Origin of the sequence: Flagellimonas marinaquae (genome assembly GCF_023716465.1) — a bacterium.
Lineage (GTDB): Bacteria > Bacteroidota > Bacteroidia > Flavobacteriales > Flavobacteriaceae > Flagellimonas > Flagellimonas alginolytica.
In genome coordinates, this window is sequence record NZ_CP092415.1 from 3,345,758 (window position 1) to 3,363,786 (window position 18,029).

Genomic DNA, 18,029 nt, shown 5'->3' on the forward strand with positions numbered 1-18,029 from the left:
ATCGCTTAATCCTAAAGTATCAAAAGTAAGTTTTAGCACATATTCAGTCAATATTCGTATCCGGTTTAACGAATTATTTTATCTTGATCAGGAACGACATCTGGAGAGGGATAGGCGTCATAAAATCTGTGGCGTACAATAAATCAATTTACTACCAGATCAGAATATGGACAATTCGGTCCGAGTGGTAAATTCTTCGAGAAAACGCATGCCTTTGTATGAGTTACCCTTTTGATTTAATGGGGGACTCCAAACTGCAATGGCGTATTCCTTGGGGTGTACGGCCACAATTCCACCGCCGACGCCACTTTTTCCGGGCAGCCCGACCCTAAAGGCGAAATCGCCGGATTCATCATAAAAACCACAAGTTTGCATAAGCGCATTTATTCTTTTGGTTTGGCTCCGGGTTATTATTCGGTTGTTCTTGTGCAGGGTGCAACCGCCATTTGCAAGGAACAAGAAAAGTTGGGATAATTCTTCACAACTCATTTCTATGGAACACATTTTAAAGTAAAAATCCAACACATCGGTTGGGTCGTTATCGATATTGTGAAAAGATTTTAAAAAATTACAAAGTGCCGCATTTCTGTACCCCACTTTTTTTTCGGATGCCGTTATTTTGTTTGAATATGCTATCGAATTGCTCTTGGACAGATTTTTAAGGAAGGCCAAAAAATCTTGTTGAGGGTTATTTAAACTGCTCATAAGCACATCGGTGACCACAAGTGCCCCAGCATTGATAAAGGGATTTCTTGGTATCCCATTTTCTACCTCAAGCTGAACAAGGGAGTTAAAAGCGGTTCCGGAGGGTTCAACCTTTACCCTCTGCCATAAATCCTCACCGAGCAAACTGTAGGCCATGGCCAAAGACAGTACTTTTACTATACTTTGTATGGAAAATTTGTCATGGTAATTACCAACACCAAAGTTCAAGTGGTTGGTTGTAGAAATATGGACTCCGAACGAGTCTGGGTCAACATTTTTGAGCTCGGGAATATAGGAGGCCAGTTTGCCTTTGTCTTCAATACCTTTTGTCCTATCAAAAACGCTTTGAACAATCTCTTTAATATCCACAATTTAGTTTTTACGGCTATTTAGAATAGTATGTTGTAAGTTACTATTTTAAAAATGGTAATTTATTATAGAACTTATCAAGAATCTTAAAAAGTATAATAACGAACCGCTGGGCATTAGGCTTATATCAGTGCTGCTGGTTTAGTCGGATTTTTCGTTTTCCTTCCCGGTACAACCCAACAATCAAACCTACTACACCAATTAAAAGGCAAATTAAGGCCCAAAATCCAATATTATATTGGTCGATCAATACTCTATAGGTAAAGGTAAAAACGAATAGAATTGACCCAAGAATTTGCCAATGGACGTCTTTTTCCAATCTTTCCCCAGTGTCAATGTGCGGCTGTAAATTAAATATAATTTTGATCTCGTTCCACTCCCAGAGTATGAGCCAAATATTGCCCAGCAGCATTAGCCCGGTGACCACAGGTGTATAGGCAAAGGAATAGGATAATGTTATTACGAAGACATTTAATATGATTGGAAAATTGATCAACGCTCCTAGTTTTGAAAATCTCTGGGTCATTAATAACAACCCGGCAATCAACTGACCCATTCCGATGAATTTCCAATATAAACCGGATTGGTACATAGTTTCAAAAAAATGCCAAGCACTATGTATGGGGTACATTTCACCACTTTCAGTTGTAAATCGATGTCCTTTTATTTTTATAAGACTGGCAAAAACAAATGCTCCGCCTATTAAATATCTTGTATAAACAACACAGATCTGCTGTAATATTTTCTCTTTAATTCTATTCATTTTGTTCGTTGGTCCTATGTAGACGAATAGAATATTGGTTTGTTACTTTAAAGTAAAATCTAGAGCGTTTTAGGGTCTGATTCTGGGTCGTTATGCCTATAATATGCCGTGCACGAAAGAGCAGAGAAATCTCCCTAAAACCTATCTTATTTTTTAAGGGTAGTTGGGGTTCTTTTATCCGGTGCCGATGTTGTTCTCTTAATATTGATAAAAGGGCTTTTGATTAAATAGAGAAAAGTCTGCTTGTTATCGTCTTCGAATTCGACCAAGCCAAACTTCATTTTTTCCAAAGGCATTGTTTTGAAGGTACCAAAAATTCGATCCCAGAGGATAAAAATGTCGGCATAATTGGAGTCGGTGTAGAATTGATCTTGTTGATGGTGCACCCTATGATGGTCGGGCATTACAAAAATCAATCCAAATGTAGAGTTCAACCATTTTGGGTAGTTTAAATTCGCGTGCTCAAAAAAGAAGAAAATATAAAGTATGAAATAGTACAACGCCATAGAAAAAACATCAGTGCCAAAAACTGCTGCAGTGACAATATTTCCAAGTCCGAATACCATGGTCAGCTCAATGGGATGAAATCGAAAAACGGTCGAAGAATCCATGGTGGTATCGCTATGATGAACTCTATGGAACCTCCAAAGCAAAGGTATTTTATGGGTGGCCCTGTGTATCCAATACGCCGTAATATCGTAAAATGCCACGGAAACAATCAACTTTGCCCATATAGGCAGTTCAAAAAGATAAAGGAGCCCCACGCCATTGTTGTTCAACCAATCAATTGAGAATACCTGAAACGTAACAAAAAAAATGTTTATGCCTACCAGTACAATTTGGAACAGCACATTCTGTAATAGATGATGGGCCCTTTTCTGGAAATTGAATGGTGACCCCATTATTTGTTCCAGGGTAAAAAACAGGGCGATCAATCCTATAATAATGTAATTGGGATCAATACCCAGCAATCTATTTAGAAACTCCATGTCTGTACTTGTTTTGTTTTTAATTTTTATATTTTATGTTCTGATGGATATAAAAGCGTGGGCTTCATTGAAAAATATGTATTCCTTTTGACAAATTGGTAGAGTATCCAATGAACAAACGGCGTCAATACCATGGCCAGTTGCCGCTTTCCATTCCAATTGCTCAATATGCTCCTATACGTATATTTTCGATGCCGTATGCTCGTCTTTTATTCAGATTTATGAACTTCAAGTTCGATTTCTACCATAAATTCCGGCAATGCCAACCCCTTTACTTCGAGCCAAGAACCAGTTGGAAATCCATTTTTGTATATTTCGGCGCGGTAGGCAGATTTTTCTATCATTTGTGCCATATCGGTTGTAAAAATGTCTTCTTTTACTACATCGTCAAATGAGCAACCATAGTGGTTTAATATTTTTTCCAAATCAGCATAACAATTTTTTATCTGCTGTTCCAAATCTCCTATGGCGGTCGGGTTACCTTCATCATCCATGCTAACAGCTCCAGAAATTTTAATAGTATTTCCAATTTTTACGGCGTGAGAATATCCATAGGCCTTTTCTATATCTGGCCTTAACAAAAAATATTCAGGTTTTTCGGATTCAACTATTGTTTCGTTTTCAATTTCTTTGGTTTGCTGCTGCTGCTTTTGTTCACAGCTTTGAAACACCAAAGTGAAGATTACAAGTGTTGAGGATAAGATTAGTTTGGCGGTCGTTTTTTTCATAATTGTGATTGTTTAATGTTTACTTTGGTCAGTTTTGGACTGTCCCGTTTATAATGGAGCTATCCCAGTTTGTTTTTACCGGGTAGTTTGTATTTAATTTTCCAATAATCTTGGCATTGGTCAGTGATTGGCAATACATATGCACAACAACCGATAATAACTTCGAATAGAGCAGGAATGCGTCGCATTTGCTCTAAACGAATTTTTAATTTGTTAGGGGGGAGTTTGTTTAAAGTTAGTAAGATTCCGTTAACATTCCCTAAAACATTTAAGGAAAGTGAACAATTAGTATGTTGAAAACAAAAAAGTCACGTTCATTTTATAAAAAAGCATATAAATAATGTTTAAACAGTTGTTTTGATCACACTAAGTTTGGATTGCTTTAGAAGAAAGTAAGGTCTTCGGGAATTGTATCGAACAAATTGTTGAAGTTGGTGCTTTCTATTGCGGAATCGGTGATGTGAACCAGGTATGGAAATTGGCTCAAAAGACATTTTTAGTCCAGTTCTTTGTTGTATATATTATTTTTCCAATTTATTAGTTGTGGCTACTTCTCTGTGTAATTTCCATTTCCCATCATTCTTATCCTTTTTTAATATAGCTAAGAAAGTATCCTCAATTTCTACCGGTTCACCTTGCTCATTGGTATAATACACAGAACTCGTTCCAAAGTCATATGCTACGCTGTCACTTACAATTATTGTTTCTTTAGGATTCATAATTAAACTGTCGTAACTAAAAGAGCCGACAGGTTCATTTCGTAAACGTTTGTATTCTTCCCAAGTTCCACAAATAGGTGTTAAAGATATTATATCTTTAGTGCCAAAATTTCTTAAATCAGCGTAACGTTTTTCTTTAATGGCCAATTGAAATCCATTCCGAGTTTCTTCAATGGAGGCTAATTCAGCTTGAATGTCAAATTTATTTACATCAGTCGATTTGATTTCTGATCGATTGTTTTTTCCATTACAAGAAATAAGAAATAATGTCAGAAGTATTAGTAATAAGTTTTTCATTTTATTTAAGTTTTAGTTGGTATAAGCTATTTAATCATTTTTATTGCCCAATCATCCCCTGTTTTTATTAAGTTTCTAAGGGCGTGTTTTACAATCCATTGCCTTTCCGTCGTCATTTCTTCTTGCTTCCAGCTTTCTACGATTTCCTTACCAACAGAAAAGTTATCTTTAAGTATGTCGTTTAAACAATTAGCTACAGATTTTTGAACATATTTGGATGTATCATCTTTTAAGTTTTCTAAAATAGGAGTTATTGGGGATGGATCTTGAATAAAAACATCTAGTTTTTTTGCCCAAGGCAATCTAGGTCTTACTCCTTCACTTGCCAACCGTCGAATATGAAAGTTTGAGTGTTTTGACCACTTTACCATTTGCTTTAGTGTTTTATCAAAGTGATGCAAAATATATGGGCGAATAGCATATTCGCTTGTATTCCTTTTGGTTATTTCTTCTAAGGCGTTCATCGATTTTTCAAAATCATTTAAACCATATTTTTCTACATATTTTGCGATGGGCATTACCCAATAATACTCAGTGAACATTCCAGTTTCATTGCTGTTTTCTGGACCTAATATGTTAATTAGTTGGGGGAGTCCTAAGTTGTAATCCTGCTCAAAACTATTATGCAATTGGTCTGCAATTAATTCTACTCTACCTTTTAGCTCAAGAAAATCTAATTTCGATTCAATGTTGTGTATTAGAACTGTTTTGTTGAAAGCAGAATTATTTGAAGATAATTTTTCTGCAAGTTGGGTAACTAAACCTTTATCAAACCAATATTTTAATTTTTTATAGGCCACTCTTTAGTTGGTTACAATGTGCTTATGCAATGTTGAGCTTTGGTTATTTTTTTATTTGGCTATCTAATACTTCAAGAATACGGTTAATCCTTTTCATTAAAGTTAAGGATTCTTGATTATTGAACATATTTAGTGTTAATGACCAAGCAATGTTACCTTCTAATTTTGAATCTCCCATAAGCTCATTGGTAGTCCTTGTTATGAGTTTTGATTTTCCAGGCACTAGGTTGTTAACTTGTTTGGATTCTAATAAGTTTTTTGGCGTGCCTTTCCAATAGGTGTATACCATATCACGCTGTATATCTACTTTATTTAAGTAAGGATACAGATCTTGTTCACAAAATCTAAGGAATATTTGCTCTACTTCTTGAAGTTGAATCACATCGGTGCTCCAATTAACGAGTAGTTGCTTTAACTCTTCGTCTTTCAAAATTTCGATATTTCCAGAGCTCACTAAGTCGTTTTGAATAGGGTCAAAGGTTGGGGGCTGAATAGTACTTAAGAAAACAAGGATACTATCGAGTTTGGCATTTTCCGGTTGATTATAATATTCCAATAATCGCCTACAATTTTCAATCAATGTATTTCTGAGTTGAATTTTATCAAGCAGTTGATCTCTATTGGATATAAATTCCTTTTCAAGTCTTTTTAAAATAGCTTGCTCCTTAATACTATCTTTACGTTGCTCGTTCCAGTTGTTGATCTGTAATGCAATCAAAATTCCGATGACTACGAGTACAATTTCCCCAATCGCATATTTCAGGTACTTTCCAATTTTCCCTTCGGATAGTAAGCTTTGTCTAATTTTCCTAAAGAATTTTATCATTTATTAGTGGTTGGTTATATCGATGCACAACAATCGATAATAACTTCGAATAGGGCAGGAATGCGCCGCATTTGCTCTAAAGGAAATTATATGTTCTTAGGGGGAGATTTTGTTTAAAATTAGTAAGATTCCGTTAACCTTCCCTAAAACATTTAAGAAAATGAGGAATTACTTTTGTTGAAAACAAAAAAGTCACGTTCATTTTATAAAAATACGTATGTAAAAATGTATAAAAGTTGTTTTAGATTACACTAAGCTTGAGCTGCTGCAGAGGAAAGTAAGGCCTATGGGAGTAGGGCGAACAAATTGTTGAAGTTGGTGCCTTCCATTACGGAACCAGGAATGAGAATTCTGTATGGAAATTGGGCCAAAGGACATTTTTGACTCAGACTTTTGTTATGTGCCGTTTTAATTTTATTCGGTTATAGGTCTTATTCCAAAAATAAGTAAATACCCAATCATCCAAAATTCACCAATGGTTGCGGGTAGGGTAAGAAATCTATTGAAGCCAAAATCAATTCCTGCGTAGCGGATAACGGTGCTGATTAGATAGCCAATACCACCTAAAACAATAACCCTTCCTAACCACACTGGCATTCTTTTGGATTTAATGACCATAAACCCCATGGGAAATAGCCAAAGCCCAAAGAATAGACCACCAATACCCCAAGCATTTGAAATTATACTTTGAAAAACCTGAATAAGTAAAACTTTGTCTTCCAAAGTACCCGTGTCGGAATTGGCAACGCCTAAAGCAGAGGCGATCGAAATTGCACTTATCATAATGGCTATGGCATTCACCATTCCCCATATACCGAGAGTCCATGCTTCCCATTCATATTTGTCTTTAAACAATTTGTAAAACCAAATTGCGGTAAGTGCTTGTGAAATTACTATAGCAAACTCTAATAGCAACCTAATTCTTGCAGTGGATTCTAGTTCCACTAAATTTGTTAATGTTTGTTCAGGATTGCCCGATACAAATATTTGAGAATGAAAGACCATAAACCCTAAAATCCCTGAAATAGCCATCATTAAATACCAAACGCCAGTTATTCTTGCAGTTTTAATCGATTGCTTTTGTTCTTTATTTAAATCCACAGGTTGTTTGTTCATAGTGTTCATAATACATTTGACGATGTAACAGGATTATTGTTACAGTTTTGCTATAATGGCTTTCAATACCCTGCTAAACCCAGAACCTTATCAAATTGCATTTAGGTAAGGTTGGGTCGGTTTTTAGTTATTTTCAATCGTGGAGCCGTAGGTTGCGGGTCCCAACGTATTCGTGTATGGCTAGTTGTCCTATTTTTTTAATTCCTTAATTGCTTCAGTATATAGATTTCCTATAAGTTCTTCTTGTCCTGTTAGTTCCCAAAACCTCAATTGAAACTGAACTAGGCTCTGATCTATGTTTTCCATATTATGAGCATTTGTATCAAAATAGAAATCCATAATTTTTGCAATCGTTCTATTTGTCAACACATCTTGCATTGAATAAACGTAGGTCAGCTTTTGTGTTGTTTCAAAATCAAATTCAGCAATTATTCCTGTTGATTTAGCCGATTCCCAAGCAGTATTGGTCAAAATGGCATCAATCAAACTTTCGTTTTTAGTCAATACTCCCAGATTTAGGTAATTATATTTCATTAATTCCGTTTTTAGGCTGTCATTCCTTCCTTCAATTACCTCATTAATCCGGTTTCTTATTTCTATGTGTTGTTCTTTCCAATTTTTTAATATGGCCGAATTCCGATATAATTCCTTCCTAAGACTTTCAATGGCAACGGTCTTTTTCTTGTTAGTTTTATAGTCTTCGAATAACTTGTTTATTAACAAAGCAAATAGCACGCTAAAGACAATTAGCAATCCTTCGGCAAAATATTTTTTGAAGTTGTTCATGATAAAGCATAGTGGCCAACGCTCTGCTAAACGCAGTTACGTTCTTGGATGAAAATTTATGGTGACTGAAAGTTACGTATAAATTTTAATGCCAAGTATAGCGTTATCAAATTGCATTTATGTGTAAGATTGGGGTGGATGTCCAAGGGGCGGGAAATTGTGGAACCTATTGTTCCTATGTGCTTTCTCATCGTGCAAGCAACAAGACCTGTTGGGAAATCTATTAACGTTTGACAGGGAAGGGGAAGAGCAATAAACTGGCTTTATACGGAATACCTTACGATGAGCACTATGTATCGAAATTGAACTAAAAGAACTTGTTCTTTAACTCAGTTCTTTGTTGTAAGTAGTTTTTATTGGTTATTTTGAGTACTTTTCTTTAACCTCTCTTACGTGAGCTCTTGTAAGTTTAGATTTTCCATTCGAATCTAAGCCCCACATAAATTTCAAAAACCTCTCTTGTTCTTCGTAAGAGGAATAAATTGTAGTACTATCTGCCAAATCTCTATATAATTGAGCATCAAACTTTCTATTTTTTGTAGCATAGTTTTGCAGTCCTAAAGCCCAATCATCAATTTTTTTTCCCTCCAAAGAAATCAATAATTGATTTTTTGAATAATTAGGTGCATCATATAAATAAGATTCTTTTTCTAATTCTTTAGCCAACTTTTGTTGTTGTTCAATATCTTGTTTAGTCAACTTTCCGTTTCGATTTCCGGAAAATTGTGACTTACTGGCCTCATAAGTTCCCCAAATAATAGCGATAGCAACAATTAAATATAAACCCCTAACATATTTACTTCCTTTCTTATATGATTCTAGTGAATCTTTCCATCTATCAGTTCCCATATATTTACCATCATTACTATAACCTGGTTTATTTGGATTCGGTCCTTTAATGTTCATTTACTTTTTAGTTTAAATTACGCATAACAGCTTCGGCTATGAGTAGTTGCGGATTTTAAGAAACTACTTTTCGGATTACAATATACTCTTATTTACGCTAAAACCTTTAGATTAAGCACTTAAGCCGCAATTACTTATACACCGTGTTGTATGCAGTGTTTTTTTATGTAGTAAACAATATTACTTCCGTATTAAGTTTATTTTTGTTCAGCTCAATAATTCTATATCCAAATGTTGCGCTACTAACTTTTATCTCATCGGGTATTTTTTCTACTTGATAAGAACTTGCAGGTGTAATATACTGTCGGATATTACCATTACTTCTTTCATCTTCGAAATGATAATGCCCACAGAAAATGACAACATCTTTTTCAAGGTTTTGCAACTCTGTTCTTAGAAGATTTCGATTTTTTAAGGCAAATTGCCTATCTACTTCGGTGTCAACCCCTAAAATGGGATGATGAATAAAGAGGATGATGTTTTTTTCCGTTAAAAGTTCCTTTTTAAACCAATTAAATTGTTCTTGACTTATGGAGCCTGAACTTGAGTCTAAAAATAGAAATTTGTAATAATTATACTCTTGACTATAATACAGTTCAGTTTGGCTTTCAACGCCTTCCATGCCGTAGTGATCGACTACTTCATCAAAGTAATCGTGATTTCCTAAAGTTATGGCTAGATTATAATTTTGTAGAGATTCAAAAAACCATTGGTTTGCAGTTTTTTCTCCAATATCTCCTCCAAATACAATTTCTTCTATACCCTTTTTGGAAACATCATTAAGTATTATTTCCCAATTTTTTCGAGCGTCAACGCCCTGGTCAATAGGAAATCGTTCATCTAAATGAATATCGGTTATATATGCAATTTTTTTGTTCACAGAATGTGTTATGGTTGTAGTATTGTCATTTTCCATCCATTACTGGTCTGTTCAAAAAGTTTTCTTTCGTGTAGCCTACTTGTTTTAAACTCCATAAACTCTATTCTAATCGGTTTAATGTAAATACCTCTCCAGTTTTTTGGCTGCCCAACGTCTTTATTTCCTAATGCTGCTTTCTTCTCTTCGAACAGTTTTTGCATATATGGTATATCTTGAATTTCCCGCCCTTGCTCAAAAATAGTAGATACAATCTTTGAGTCTCTATTCCTTTGCTTAAAGTAAATTTCAGCATCAGGCTTGGGAATTTCTGATACATCTCCTTGTATTCTAATTTGTCTTTCGGTGCACGTCCACCAAAATGATAGTGCAGCTTTCGAATGATTTTTAATTTCTCTTCCTTTTCTTGAATCTAAAGGACCCGTAAGTACAAATGATTGGTTCTTAATTTCTTTTAAAGAGACAAATCTAGAATTCGGATATCCATCTAATCCAATAGTAGATAAACAACAGGCGGCAGGTAGTTTTAAATTGTTTTGTTCTTTTTCTTCAGAAAACCATTTTTCAAATAATAATAAAGGGTTCATTTGTTATGTATTTCAGATTGCATATACGGTCTGGTATAACCGTCAGTTACGGGATTAAAGTTAATTTTTTCGGTTTAGTACTGGACTAGGGCTTTTCATAGGAGTCATTGTTAGCGGTAGTTTTTATTTCATCTTAAGAGAATACCCAATACTAAAACCATTTCCATTATAAGCTGGGTTTGATTCTAAAATATTGTAATTTGTTTGATTAAAATTACCATAGCTCAGTCTTAGTTTACTTTTGTTTTTTAGCGAATATTCTAGCCCTAATTGTGTTGAGTTGTTAAATGTGAAATTTGTTCCATTGTATGGAAATTTTTCAAACCCTGTAAATAAACCTGTTCCATATTCGATAAAAGGACTTAGTCTTTTTTTTCCGAACAAATACCAACGATAATATGTCATTAAACCAACGCCAAAGCCAAATCTTTGATTTTTTTCTATTAATGGTGATTGGTCTTGCCATTCCTGTATGTTGAATTCTGCTGATATGGAAAACCAACTAGCAACTCTATGTTCTACACCTATATTTTGATGCCAAACATTTCTTAATCCAAAAGCGTACTCATTATTCATTCCAACTCTAGCCGAATAAAAATTTAGGTTTTCATGATTTTTAAAAATCAATTCTTCTAGACTATATGATAATGCTGCTATACCTAAAACACCAATTAAAGTGCTTCGGTTTGTTAAAGTTGTATGCAAAGTTGGATCAAAACCTGGAATATGTGGCCAATCATTTTTACTCTGTGCATTTATCTTTAAAGAAACTAGTACTAGTAAAATAAAAAAAATGTAATTTTTCATACTAATTTATTGATATTTAAAGTGAGTTATTATAGGGTAATGGTCAGAGATATATGGAGCCCCATAATTTTTTACGAGTGTCTTATAAGATATCGCTCTTGAATTATTATAAAATATGAAATCAATATTTCTGCTTATTATTCCTAAACCAAAAGCATTGTAAGACTTATTATCATCACTTCGTTCTGCAAATCGTTGTGCACTAAAATAATTAGTTGTAATGGGCTCTAAACGAGAATTCCCTATAAGCATATTAAAATCTCCAGTAATACAAACTGGCAAACCAGGTTCTGTAATGTCTTGAATTTTTTGAACTATTAATTTGCTCGATTCTTTTTGTGCGGTTTTACCTTTATGATCAAAATGTGTATTGAATACATAAAAATCTTTATTTTTATTAATATCTCTAAGTTTTGCCCAAGTACATATACGTACATTATTGGCATCCCACCCTAATGATGGGTATTCGGGAGTTTCACTTAGCCAAAAGTCTCCACTATCAATAAGTTCAACTAAGGTTTCATCATAAAAAATAGCGGCATACTCACCACTTGAATGACCGTCATCTCTACCTACACCAACATAATTGTAGTTTGGTAAATTGTCATTTAGATACGATACTTGATTGTGTAAGCCTTCTTGAATACCAAATACCGTGGGTTTTACTTCATTAAGCATAGTTATACAAGATGCTTTTCTATTGCTCCATTTGTTTTCTCCATCCGCAGGTTCATCATAACGCAAGTTGAAAGACATTACACTTAAATCAGAATCACCCGAAAAATCTTCAATTTCTGTTGGGTTACAACTACTTATTAGAGTAAATACAATTAAAAAGTGAAATACTTTCATATTATTTAATTTCAATTAGAATTACATTTGATGATGGTAATTTGTCATTATTACCATCAAACTGAATACTGTAAACACCTTTTTTTGTGAATTTATATCCATCTAAAAGATTTATTTTTCCAGTCACAGATTCATTTGGTTTTAATGTAATGTAATCTTCTTCGGTTGGTGGCATTCGTTTAACCACTATGCCACTATATTCAATTTTTTTGTTATCAAAAGTTATTTCCATAAACTCACCAGTGAAGCTATTTTCTATTGGTGTTTTCCAAGGTAAAAATGTGGATTTTTCTTTTCCTAAATTTTCAACTTTCATTTGAAGCTCCAAAGATTCACCTAGGTTGTAAGAATCTTTCATCATTGAAATAGAACTTACTATTCTTTCTTTTAAATGTTTTTTTGATATAACCTTAATGTTTTTCGAAATAAGATGAACAGGGTTTATTTTAATTATATCTTCAATTTCCAAGGAAATTATATCTCCTACTTTTAGGTCTACCCAATTACCATTTGCAATTGAGATAACAGTTGTGTAAATTTTATTGTTATAATCTTTTACAGTAACTGTCTGTCCATCAATTTCATCTTTTGTATGTATTACTAAATATTCGTTTGTATTCAAGTATGCAGAAGTATGCTTGAGAGAGTTACAAGAAATAAACAGAAGAGAGGTAATAACGATTATTAATATTTTTTTTAACATAAAAATCTATCTTTTTCAAATTTTTGCAAATTTATTAAGACATGATTTTCATCGAATTGACCCAAGGTCAAGAAATTTCTTTTCTGATTCTGCTTAATCGTTCAGGAGTGATTTTTAAATATTTGGCCAATTTAAATAATGGGATGTTATTAAGTAACTCTTGATTATTTTGTAATATTTTAAGATATCTTCCTTTGGTTGAAAGTATAAAAAAATCTTTTTCTCGCTGAATTCTTTTCATCGTATAACGCATAGACTCATTCAATAAAAAATTTATAACTAAAGGATTTTTATTTGACTTAATAAAGTCTAAAGGTATTTTAGTTAAAATTGCATCTGTGGCGCATCTTAAAAGAATATCTGAAGGTAAATCATTGTAAAATGAAATAAATGATGTGCCGATTTCCTCTTCAAACAAAATGTCTATTAAAAATTCGCTCTTATTATTTGAAATTTCGGCTTCAAGAACGCCTTTTTCAATAAAGTAACAGTATTTTTCAACTTGATTATAGTTCGTAAGAATATGTTCTTTTGAATAGCTTAAAGTTTCAAAATTTCCAAGAAATAATTCTTGTGTTTCTTTGTTGTATTTTTCTATCAAATATTCTTTAAATGTCATTTTTGTTATTGGATTTCTCTAATTACCACCAACGGTCTGGTATAACCATCAGTTACGAGATTAGAGTTAATTTTTTCGGTTTAGTACTGGACTTTAGCAATTCCGAGTGCATTCGGACGTAGTCGAATCCGCCGTAATTGCGGTTACACATTATTGTACGCTGGCTTTATTTCCATTTCCATTATTGGTAAATATCTGTTTTTTATCGAGCTTTGAAGTCTTCCAACAACCTTAAATCCGGCTCGTGTATAAAAATTTTCGACATTTGGGTCGGCATCAAGTGTGATTTTATCGTAATCCGTTTCTTCCATTCGTTTTAAAAAGTCATTCAGTAAAATTTTTCCATAACCCTTTCCGATAAACTTAGGTTCTACGAACAAGAAATTCAGTTTGACTGTATTTTTATCTTGTGAATTGAATGCGTAAAACCCGATAATTTCGTTCTCAACCGAAAGTTTAAAAACTTGATTCTCGTCAATGTAATCAGAAGTGATTGTTAGGTCATCTTTCCATTCCGCAATTTGTTCAGCACCGTAATTCCAAAAGTCTTTTGAACGGATAGTTAAATCAGTTATTTTATTAGCATCAGTTCTATGCGCTTTTTTAATTTTCATCGTTTTGTTCAGCTTGCGTAAAACGGTCTAGTGTATGAGTTGTAGCGGGTTTCTACTCACAAACCTTTCGGTTTTGTACTGACCTTTGTTTTATGTTTATACTTTCGTTTTATCACTTAAACCGCTATTACTTATACACATTGTTGTAAGGCGTTTTTAATCTAATTTTGATGCTTCCCATCCTATTATTGCCTTCTTTCTGATTGGATTCCAGCGATAACCACCTGTTTTTCCAGAAGATTGAATTACTCTATGACAAGGAATTAAATAAGCAATAGGATTGCTACCAATGGCTGTTCCTACAGCTCTTGATGCTTTGGGTTTTTCAATTTTTTTCGCAATGTCTCCATAGGTAGCCAATTTTCCTTTTGGAATAGTCAATAAAGCTTCCCAAACTTTTAATTGAAAATCAGTGCCTTTTAAATGTAATTTTATTTCGTTTAGTTTATCCCAATCATTTAAGAATACCATTAATATTTCTTGTTGAATTTTGTCTACCTTTTGTTGGTAGTTTGCATTTGGAAAACTATTTATCAAAACCTGTAAAGCCTCTTCTTTATTATCTACAAAAGCAATATGACATATTCCTTTTTTAGTAGTGGCAATCAAAATATCACCAAACTGGGTTTCTGCATAACTATAGTTTATATTTAAGCTCTTACCTCCGTTTTTATATTCTCCTGGTGTCATTCCTTCTATGTTTATAAATAAATCGTGTAAACGACTAGTACCTGAAAGCCCTGTGTCTAAAGCAATATCAAGCAATGTATTTTTATCTTTTTTAAGTTTGCTTTTTGCATAATTTACACTCAAAAATTGAATGTATTTTTTTGGTGTAACACCAACCCAATCTTTAAACAATCTTTGAAAATGAAAAGAACTCATATTTAAATGTTCAGCAATATCATCTAGAGTCGGTTGCTCTTTAAAATGCTCATCTAGATATTCAATAGCTTCTGCTATTTTATTGTAATGATATGTGTTTTTATTATCTGACATAGTTAATCTTGATACGCTTTTCTTTCCATATTTAATTCTTCAATTAATTCGTCTATTTCTGTTTCGGTTGTATTGTAATTTGTAATACAAGCTCTAAATGTTGGAACGTTTTTTATAGGGTAAACCGATATCCAAGAATTTCCTTTAGCCAAAATGTTGTCTAAAATGGTTTTTGTAAAGTTTACATCAGATTCAAATTGTTGGTCTGTAAAACAAACTACTGGTAATTCGGTACTGTTTTTAATAATCCAATTATTTTCTGTTAGTTTAGTTCTTAAATATTCTCCCATTTTAGCTTGATGATTGATTACTTTTTCATAACCATTCCAACCGTAAAATAATAAAGATGAATAGACTTTTAAACCTATAAATCGTCTTGACCATTGAATGGAATGTGAGAATGGTTCAACAATTTCTAATTCATTTGCCTCTTTAGGCATATATTCTGTGGTAATTCTAAATGTTTTGTTTAGAATTTCTTGATGAGAAGTCAAGAATACGCTTGTTCCCATAGGAACAGACATCCATTTATGTGCGTCAAAAGTTATAGAATCCGAAGCAGAAATACCTTTCAGTATATGTTTTAGATTTGAACTTAAAACAGCTCCTCCACCATAAGCGGCATCAACGTGAAACCAAATATTATGTGTTTTGCATATTTTTGAAATTTCTTCTAAGTCGTCTATTGTTCCTGTTCCTGTTGTTCCTGCTGTACCAATAACCATTAATGGGCTATGTGTTGAATTATTTAGGTTTTTGATTTCTTTTTCTAATAAATCAGTGTCTATTTTTAAATCTTTAGTCGTTGGAATTGTTTTTACAAATTCATATCCTAAGCCTACAATTTTCGATGCTTTTTGCACAGAATGATGTGCTTCTTGAGAACAAAAAATAACAGGTTTTTTATCTAAACCAAACATTCCGTTTTTAGCGAAATCAGGATATTTATTATTTAATGCAGATAATACAGCAGTTAAATTTGCTTCAGCTCCGCCAGTTGTAAAAACTCCGTCTGATTTTTTTGGATTTAAGCCAAATTTTTCAATAAACTGATTAATTACGTGAGCTTCTACTTCAACGGCAAAAGGAGCGTGACTCCAAGCTGCTAATTGAGGATTATAAGAAGCGGTTATAAAATCTGCAACAATTCCCGCAAAATTTGCTCGAGGATTAAATAAACCAAAATATTTTGGATGTGGTGTGTGAACAGAATAATTTTCAAGTCCGTTTATTATATGCTCTATAGCTTTGTTTGGTTCGGTTCCAGAAACTAAATTTTCAGATTCTATACTATTTCTAATGTCTTGTAAGTTAAGTTCTGGTGTAGTACTGTAATCTTTAGTATTAGTGTAAAAATGCTCTATTTTTTGTAAAACAGTATTTAGTATTTCTTTGCGTTGTTTTTCGTCAAAATCAAAATTCATTTTATGTATCATTTAATTTTTTGACAAAATTCTAAAATGCTTTTGTGCTGTAGAACCCGATTCTTGCGGTTTTCTTCTAAATGACTTACGGTCTCGGCTATGAGTAGTTGCGAGGTTTAGCACTTAACTTTGCAAGTACACACCAAACTGAAAATCCGAGAGGATTTTTAGAAATAGGCGAGAACAAGCAATTACTTATAGCCAATGTTGTAGCCAGTTTTTATTTTTAGTTTATTCCACTTTTCTTTCCACTTTTTCTTTTCAATTCTATTTTTGTAAATATTCAAATCAAATTTGGGTGTTGGTATTACTAAAAGATTAATTAAATCTTCTAAACCGTAAGGCGCAATATATTCAACTTTATTTTTAAAATTCAACCTCACAGCAATAGCAGTTGCAGTTTCTGGCCAAAAAGAAATGGCTTCATTACAATTTTTATATCGTTCGTGTCCATTTCTGATATGCATTCTCGATTGATTTTTTACAGACCAATTTAGTTTAGGGTTGAGTTTTCTGAGTTTAGTTTCTATTTGAATGTCATAATGTTTAGTCGGATTTGATTTGTCAAAATGTATTACATCAATATCATTCAATTTAGTCCTGTCTTTTCCGTGTTTTTCATCCCATATTTTATTTCTTACAAAACCTGCTCCAATCCAACAATCATTTAATTTTAACTCTCGAACTATTGTCAAAGTTTCAATCATCCATTTATCAGATTCAATTATTCTTATGAATTCATTTTCTAATTTGAGGTTCATTTTGTCAAATTGGCTACAACGGTCTCGGCTATGAGTAGTTGCGTGGGTTAGTACTTAACTTCGCAAGTACACACCAAACTGAAAATCCGAGAGGATTTTCAGAAGTAGGCAAGTTGTAGCAATTACTTATAGCCATTGTTGTGCGTTCGTTTTTTTATTCGGTTAACAATTTCAAATCCCAAATATTCTTTCAGTTTCGGAAATTTGTATCTATAGTATTCATTCCAATAGCTTATCATTCTACTTTCGGTCTGTTGCCAATATTTAGGGTTTTCATCTCTAAATTCAGCATAATAATCCAAAGTGTTTTCGTTTATTTTTTTGTCAATAATTGGAAGCAATTCATAAACGTATTCACCAATTAATTGGATTATAAATGGAACAGTCCACTTTTCTGAACTATCAGATATTAAATTCAGTCGTTTTTCTCTTAAATATCCATTATGATGACGCAAATAAATACAATTTAAAATGTCTTTTTGTTTGTCAGTCAAAGACTTTTCTAATTCTGGACTTGGTTCGTTAAAGTAAAGCCTGTAAGGAATTAATAGGGATTCGTTGTCAAATTCAATATTCAATTCCGATTCGTGAATCAGATTGTCGACTTTGTGAGTTTGTCCATCACATAATTTGACTAGGTTATTTTCGAATGGTAAGATTTTCAAAACTTCGTTCAAGTCCGAATGCAATTTTTTTGGAAACGATTTTTTTAATCTTTCCTGATATTCAGATTTAACATTTCGCTTAAATATCTCTGGCATTTTGGTTTTCTCAAATGACGC

The 18,029-nt window shown here is 33.1% G+C and carries 21 protein-coding genes; all 21 read right to left on the minus strand.

Annotated elements, in window-relative coordinates; translation table 11 throughout:
• Positions 1 to 159: 159 nt before the first annotated feature.
• The 21 genes from MJO53_RS14780 to MJO53_RS14880 all read right to left on the minus strand — a co-directional run bounded on the left by MJO53_RS14780 (position 160) and on the right by MJO53_RS14880 (position 18,008).
• Positions 160 to 1,074, minus strand: a complete 915-nt coding sequence (locus MJO53_RS14780) for a glutaminase (RefSeq protein ID WP_420485534.1) — start codon at positions 1,072 to 1,074, stop codon at positions 160 to 162.
• Between the two features lie 127 nt (positions 1,075 to 1,201).
• Complete coding sequence (locus MJO53_RS14785) at positions 1,202 to 1,837, minus strand: hypothetical protein (RefSeq protein ID WP_252079665.1); 636 nt, start codon at positions 1,835 to 1,837, stop codon at positions 1,202 to 1,204.
• A gap of 146 nt (positions 1,838 to 1,983) precedes the next feature.
• The gene (locus MJO53_RS14790; protein ID WP_252079666.1) at positions 1,984 to 2,826 is read right to left on the minus strand and encodes a sterol desaturase family protein; all 843 of its coding nucleotides are present in this window, start codon (positions 2,824 to 2,826) and stop codon (positions 1,984 to 1,986) included.
• 209 nt (positions 2,827 to 3,035) lie between these two features.
• Positions 3,036 to 3,554: a RidA family protein gene (locus MJO53_RS14795; protein WP_252079667.1), complete on the minus strand. Its 519-nt coding sequence runs from the start codon at positions 3,552 to 3,554 to the stop codon at positions 3,036 to 3,038.
• Between the two features lie 521 nt (positions 3,555 to 4,075).
• Positions 4,076 to 4,570, minus strand: coding sequence for a hypothetical protein (locus MJO53_RS14800; protein WP_224837318.1), 495 nt, complete (start codon positions 4,568 to 4,570; stop codon positions 4,076 to 4,078).
• A gap of 26 nt (positions 4,571 to 4,596) precedes the next feature.
• Positions 4,597 to 5,370: a DNA alkylation repair protein gene (locus tag MJO53_RS14805; protein ID WP_252079668.1), complete on the minus strand. Its 774-nt coding sequence runs from the start codon at positions 5,368 to 5,370 to the stop codon at positions 4,597 to 4,599.
• Positions 5,371 to 5,413: 43 nt separating this feature from the next.
• On the minus strand, positions 5,414 to 6,196 hold the full coding sequence (locus MJO53_RS14810) for a DUF6090 family protein (protein WP_252079669.1): 783 nt from the start codon (positions 6,194 to 6,196) through the stop codon (positions 5,414 to 5,416).
• 414 nt (positions 6,197 to 6,610) lie between these two features.
• Entirely contained in the window at positions 6,611 to 7,312 is a 702-nt protein-coding gene (locus MJO53_RS14815) for a DUF4386 domain-containing protein (protein ID WP_252079670.1), read from the minus strand.
• Positions 7,313 to 7,501: 189 nt separating this feature from the next.
• Positions 7,502 to 8,098 carry a hypothetical protein gene (locus tag MJO53_RS14820; protein WP_252079671.1) on the minus strand — a complete coding sequence of 199 codons (597 nt, stop codon included), beginning with the start codon at positions 8,096 to 8,098 and terminating at the stop codon, positions 7,502 to 7,504.
• 360 nt (positions 8,099 to 8,458) lie between these two features.
• Positions 8,459 to 9,004 (minus strand): hypothetical protein, encoded by a 546-nt coding sequence (locus tag MJO53_RS14825; RefSeq protein ID WP_252079672.1) that lies wholly within the window; start codon positions 9,002 to 9,004, stop codon positions 8,459 to 8,461.
• Between the two features lie 163 nt (positions 9,005 to 9,167).
• On the minus strand, positions 9,168 to 9,920 hold the full coding sequence (locus MJO53_RS14830; protein WP_252079673.1) for a metallophosphoesterase family protein: 753 nt from the start codon (positions 9,918 to 9,920) through the stop codon (positions 9,168 to 9,170).
• The gene (locus tag MJO53_RS14835) at positions 9,893 to 10,468 is read right to left on the minus strand and encodes a pyridoxine/pyridoxamine 5'-phosphate oxidase (RefSeq protein ID WP_252079674.1); all 576 of its coding nucleotides are present in this window, start codon (positions 10,466 to 10,468) and stop codon (positions 9,893 to 9,895) included. Before MJO53_RS14835 ends, MJO53_RS14830 begins: the two co-directional genes overlap by 28 nt.
• A 123-nt stretch (positions 10,469 to 10,591) precedes the next feature.
• The gene (locus tag MJO53_RS14840) at positions 10,592 to 11,275 is read right to left on the minus strand and encodes a hypothetical protein (RefSeq protein ID WP_224837326.1); all 684 of its coding nucleotides are present in this window, start codon (positions 11,273 to 11,275) and stop codon (positions 10,592 to 10,594) included.
• A 6-nt stretch (positions 11,276 to 11,281) separates the two neighbouring features.
• Entirely contained in the window at positions 11,282 to 12,127 is an 846-nt protein-coding gene (locus MJO53_RS14845; protein WP_252079675.1) for an endonuclease/exonuclease/phosphatase family protein, read from the minus strand.
• A 1-nt stretch (position 12,128) separates the two neighbouring features.
• Positions 12,129 to 12,749: a hypothetical protein gene (locus MJO53_RS14850; RefSeq protein ID WP_224837328.1), complete on the minus strand. Its 621-nt coding sequence runs from the start codon at positions 12,747 to 12,749 to the stop codon at positions 12,129 to 12,131.
• A gap of 148 nt (positions 12,750 to 12,897) precedes the next feature.
• Positions 12,898 to 13,449 carry a Crp/Fnr family transcriptional regulator gene (locus MJO53_RS14855; RefSeq protein ID WP_252079676.1) on the minus strand — a complete coding sequence of 184 codons (552 nt, stop codon included), beginning with the start codon at positions 13,447 to 13,449 and terminating at the stop codon, positions 12,898 to 12,900.
• A gap of 143 nt (positions 13,450 to 13,592) precedes the next feature.
• Positions 13,593 to 14,063, minus strand: a complete 471-nt coding sequence (locus MJO53_RS14860; RefSeq protein ID WP_224837330.1) for a GNAT family N-acetyltransferase — start codon at positions 14,061 to 14,063, stop codon at positions 13,593 to 13,595.
• A 156-nt stretch (positions 14,064 to 14,219) separates the two neighbouring features.
• Positions 14,220 to 15,062 carry a methylated-DNA--[protein]-cysteine S-methyltransferase gene (locus MJO53_RS14865; protein ID WP_252079677.1) on the minus strand — a complete coding sequence of 281 codons (843 nt, stop codon included), beginning with the start codon at positions 15,060 to 15,062 and terminating at the stop codon, positions 14,220 to 14,222.
• A gap of 2 nt (positions 15,063 to 15,064) precedes the next feature.
• Positions 15,065 to 16,486, minus strand: coding sequence for a pyridoxal phosphate-dependent decarboxylase family protein (locus MJO53_RS14870; RefSeq protein WP_252079678.1), 1,422 nt, complete (start codon positions 16,484 to 16,486; stop codon positions 15,065 to 15,067).
• Between the two features lie 191 nt (positions 16,487 to 16,677).
• Entirely contained in the window at positions 16,678 to 17,247 is a 570-nt protein-coding gene (locus MJO53_RS14875) for a nucleotidyltransferase family protein (protein ID WP_252079679.1), read from the minus strand.
• 122 nt (positions 17,248 to 17,369) lie between these two features.
• The gene (locus MJO53_RS14880) at positions 17,370 to 18,008 is read right to left on the minus strand and encodes a hypothetical protein (RefSeq protein ID WP_252079680.1); all 639 of its coding nucleotides are present in this window, start codon (positions 18,006 to 18,008) and stop codon (positions 17,370 to 17,372) included.
• Between the last annotated feature and the right edge of the window lie 21 nt (positions 18,009 to 18,029).

Coding starts and splice junctions, on each gene's coding strand:
- MJO53_RS14820 (WP_252079671.1), bottom strand. CDS start 8,098: ATGAACAACTTCAAAAAATATTTTGCCGAAGGATTGCTAATTGTCTTT.
- MJO53_RS14840 (WP_224837326.1), bottom strand. CDS start 11,275: ATGAAAAATTACATTTTTTTTATTTTACTAGTACTAGTTTCTTTAAAG.
- MJO53_RS14795 (WP_252079667.1), bottom strand. CDS start 3,554: ATGAAAAAAACGACCGCCAAACTAATCTTATCCTCAACACTTGTAATC.
- MJO53_RS14845 (WP_252079675.1), bottom strand. CDS start 12,127: ATGAAAGTATTTCACTTTTTAATTGTATTTACTCTAATAAGTAGTTGT.
- MJO53_RS14880 (WP_252079680.1), bottom strand. CDS start 18,008: ATGCCAGAGATATTTAAGCGAAATGTTAAATCTGAATATCAGGAAAGA.
- MJO53_RS14785 (WP_252079665.1), bottom strand. CDS start 1,837: ATGAATAGAATTAAAGAGAAAATATTACAGCAGATCTGTGTTGTTTAT.
- MJO53_RS14835 (WP_252079674.1), bottom strand. CDS start 10,468: ATGAACCCTTTATTATTATTTGAAAAATGGTTTTCTGAAGAAAAAGAA.
- MJO53_RS14830 (WP_252079673.1), bottom strand. CDS start 9,920: ATGGAAAATGACAATACTACAACCATAACACATTCTGTGAACAAAAAA.
- MJO53_RS14870 (WP_252079678.1), bottom strand. CDS start 16,486: ATGAATTTTGATTTTGACGAAAAACAACGCAAAGAAATACTAAATACT.
- MJO53_RS14790 (WP_252079666.1), bottom strand. CDS start 2,826: ATGGAGTTTCTAAATAGATTGCTGGGTATTGATCCCAATTACATTATT.
- MJO53_RS14855 (WP_252079676.1), bottom strand. CDS start 13,449: ATGACATTTAAAGAATATTTGATAGAAAAATACAACAAAGAAACACAA.
- MJO53_RS14810 (WP_252079669.1), bottom strand. CDS start 6,196: ATGATAAAATTCTTTAGGAAAATTAGACAAAGCTTACTATCCGAAGGG.
- MJO53_RS14865 (WP_252079677.1), bottom strand. CDS start 15,062: ATGTCAGATAATAAAAACACATATCATTACAATAAAATAGCAGAAGCT.
- MJO53_RS14825 (WP_252079672.1), bottom strand. CDS start 9,004: ATGAACATTAAAGGACCGAATCCAAATAAACCAGGTTATAGTAATGAT.
- MJO53_RS14875 (WP_252079679.1), bottom strand. CDS start 17,247: ATGAACCTCAAATTAGAAAATGAATTCATAAGAATAATTGAATCTGAT.
- MJO53_RS14815 (WP_252079670.1), bottom strand. CDS start 7,312: ATGAACAAACAACCTGTGGATTTAAATAAAGAACAAAAGCAATCGATT.
- MJO53_RS14860 (WP_224837330.1), bottom strand. CDS start 14,063: ATGAAAATTAAAAAAGCGCATAGAACTGATGCTAATAAAATAACTGAT.
- MJO53_RS14800 (WP_224837318.1), bottom strand. CDS start 4,570: ATGAAAAACTTATTACTAATACTTCTGACATTATTTCTTATTTCTTGT.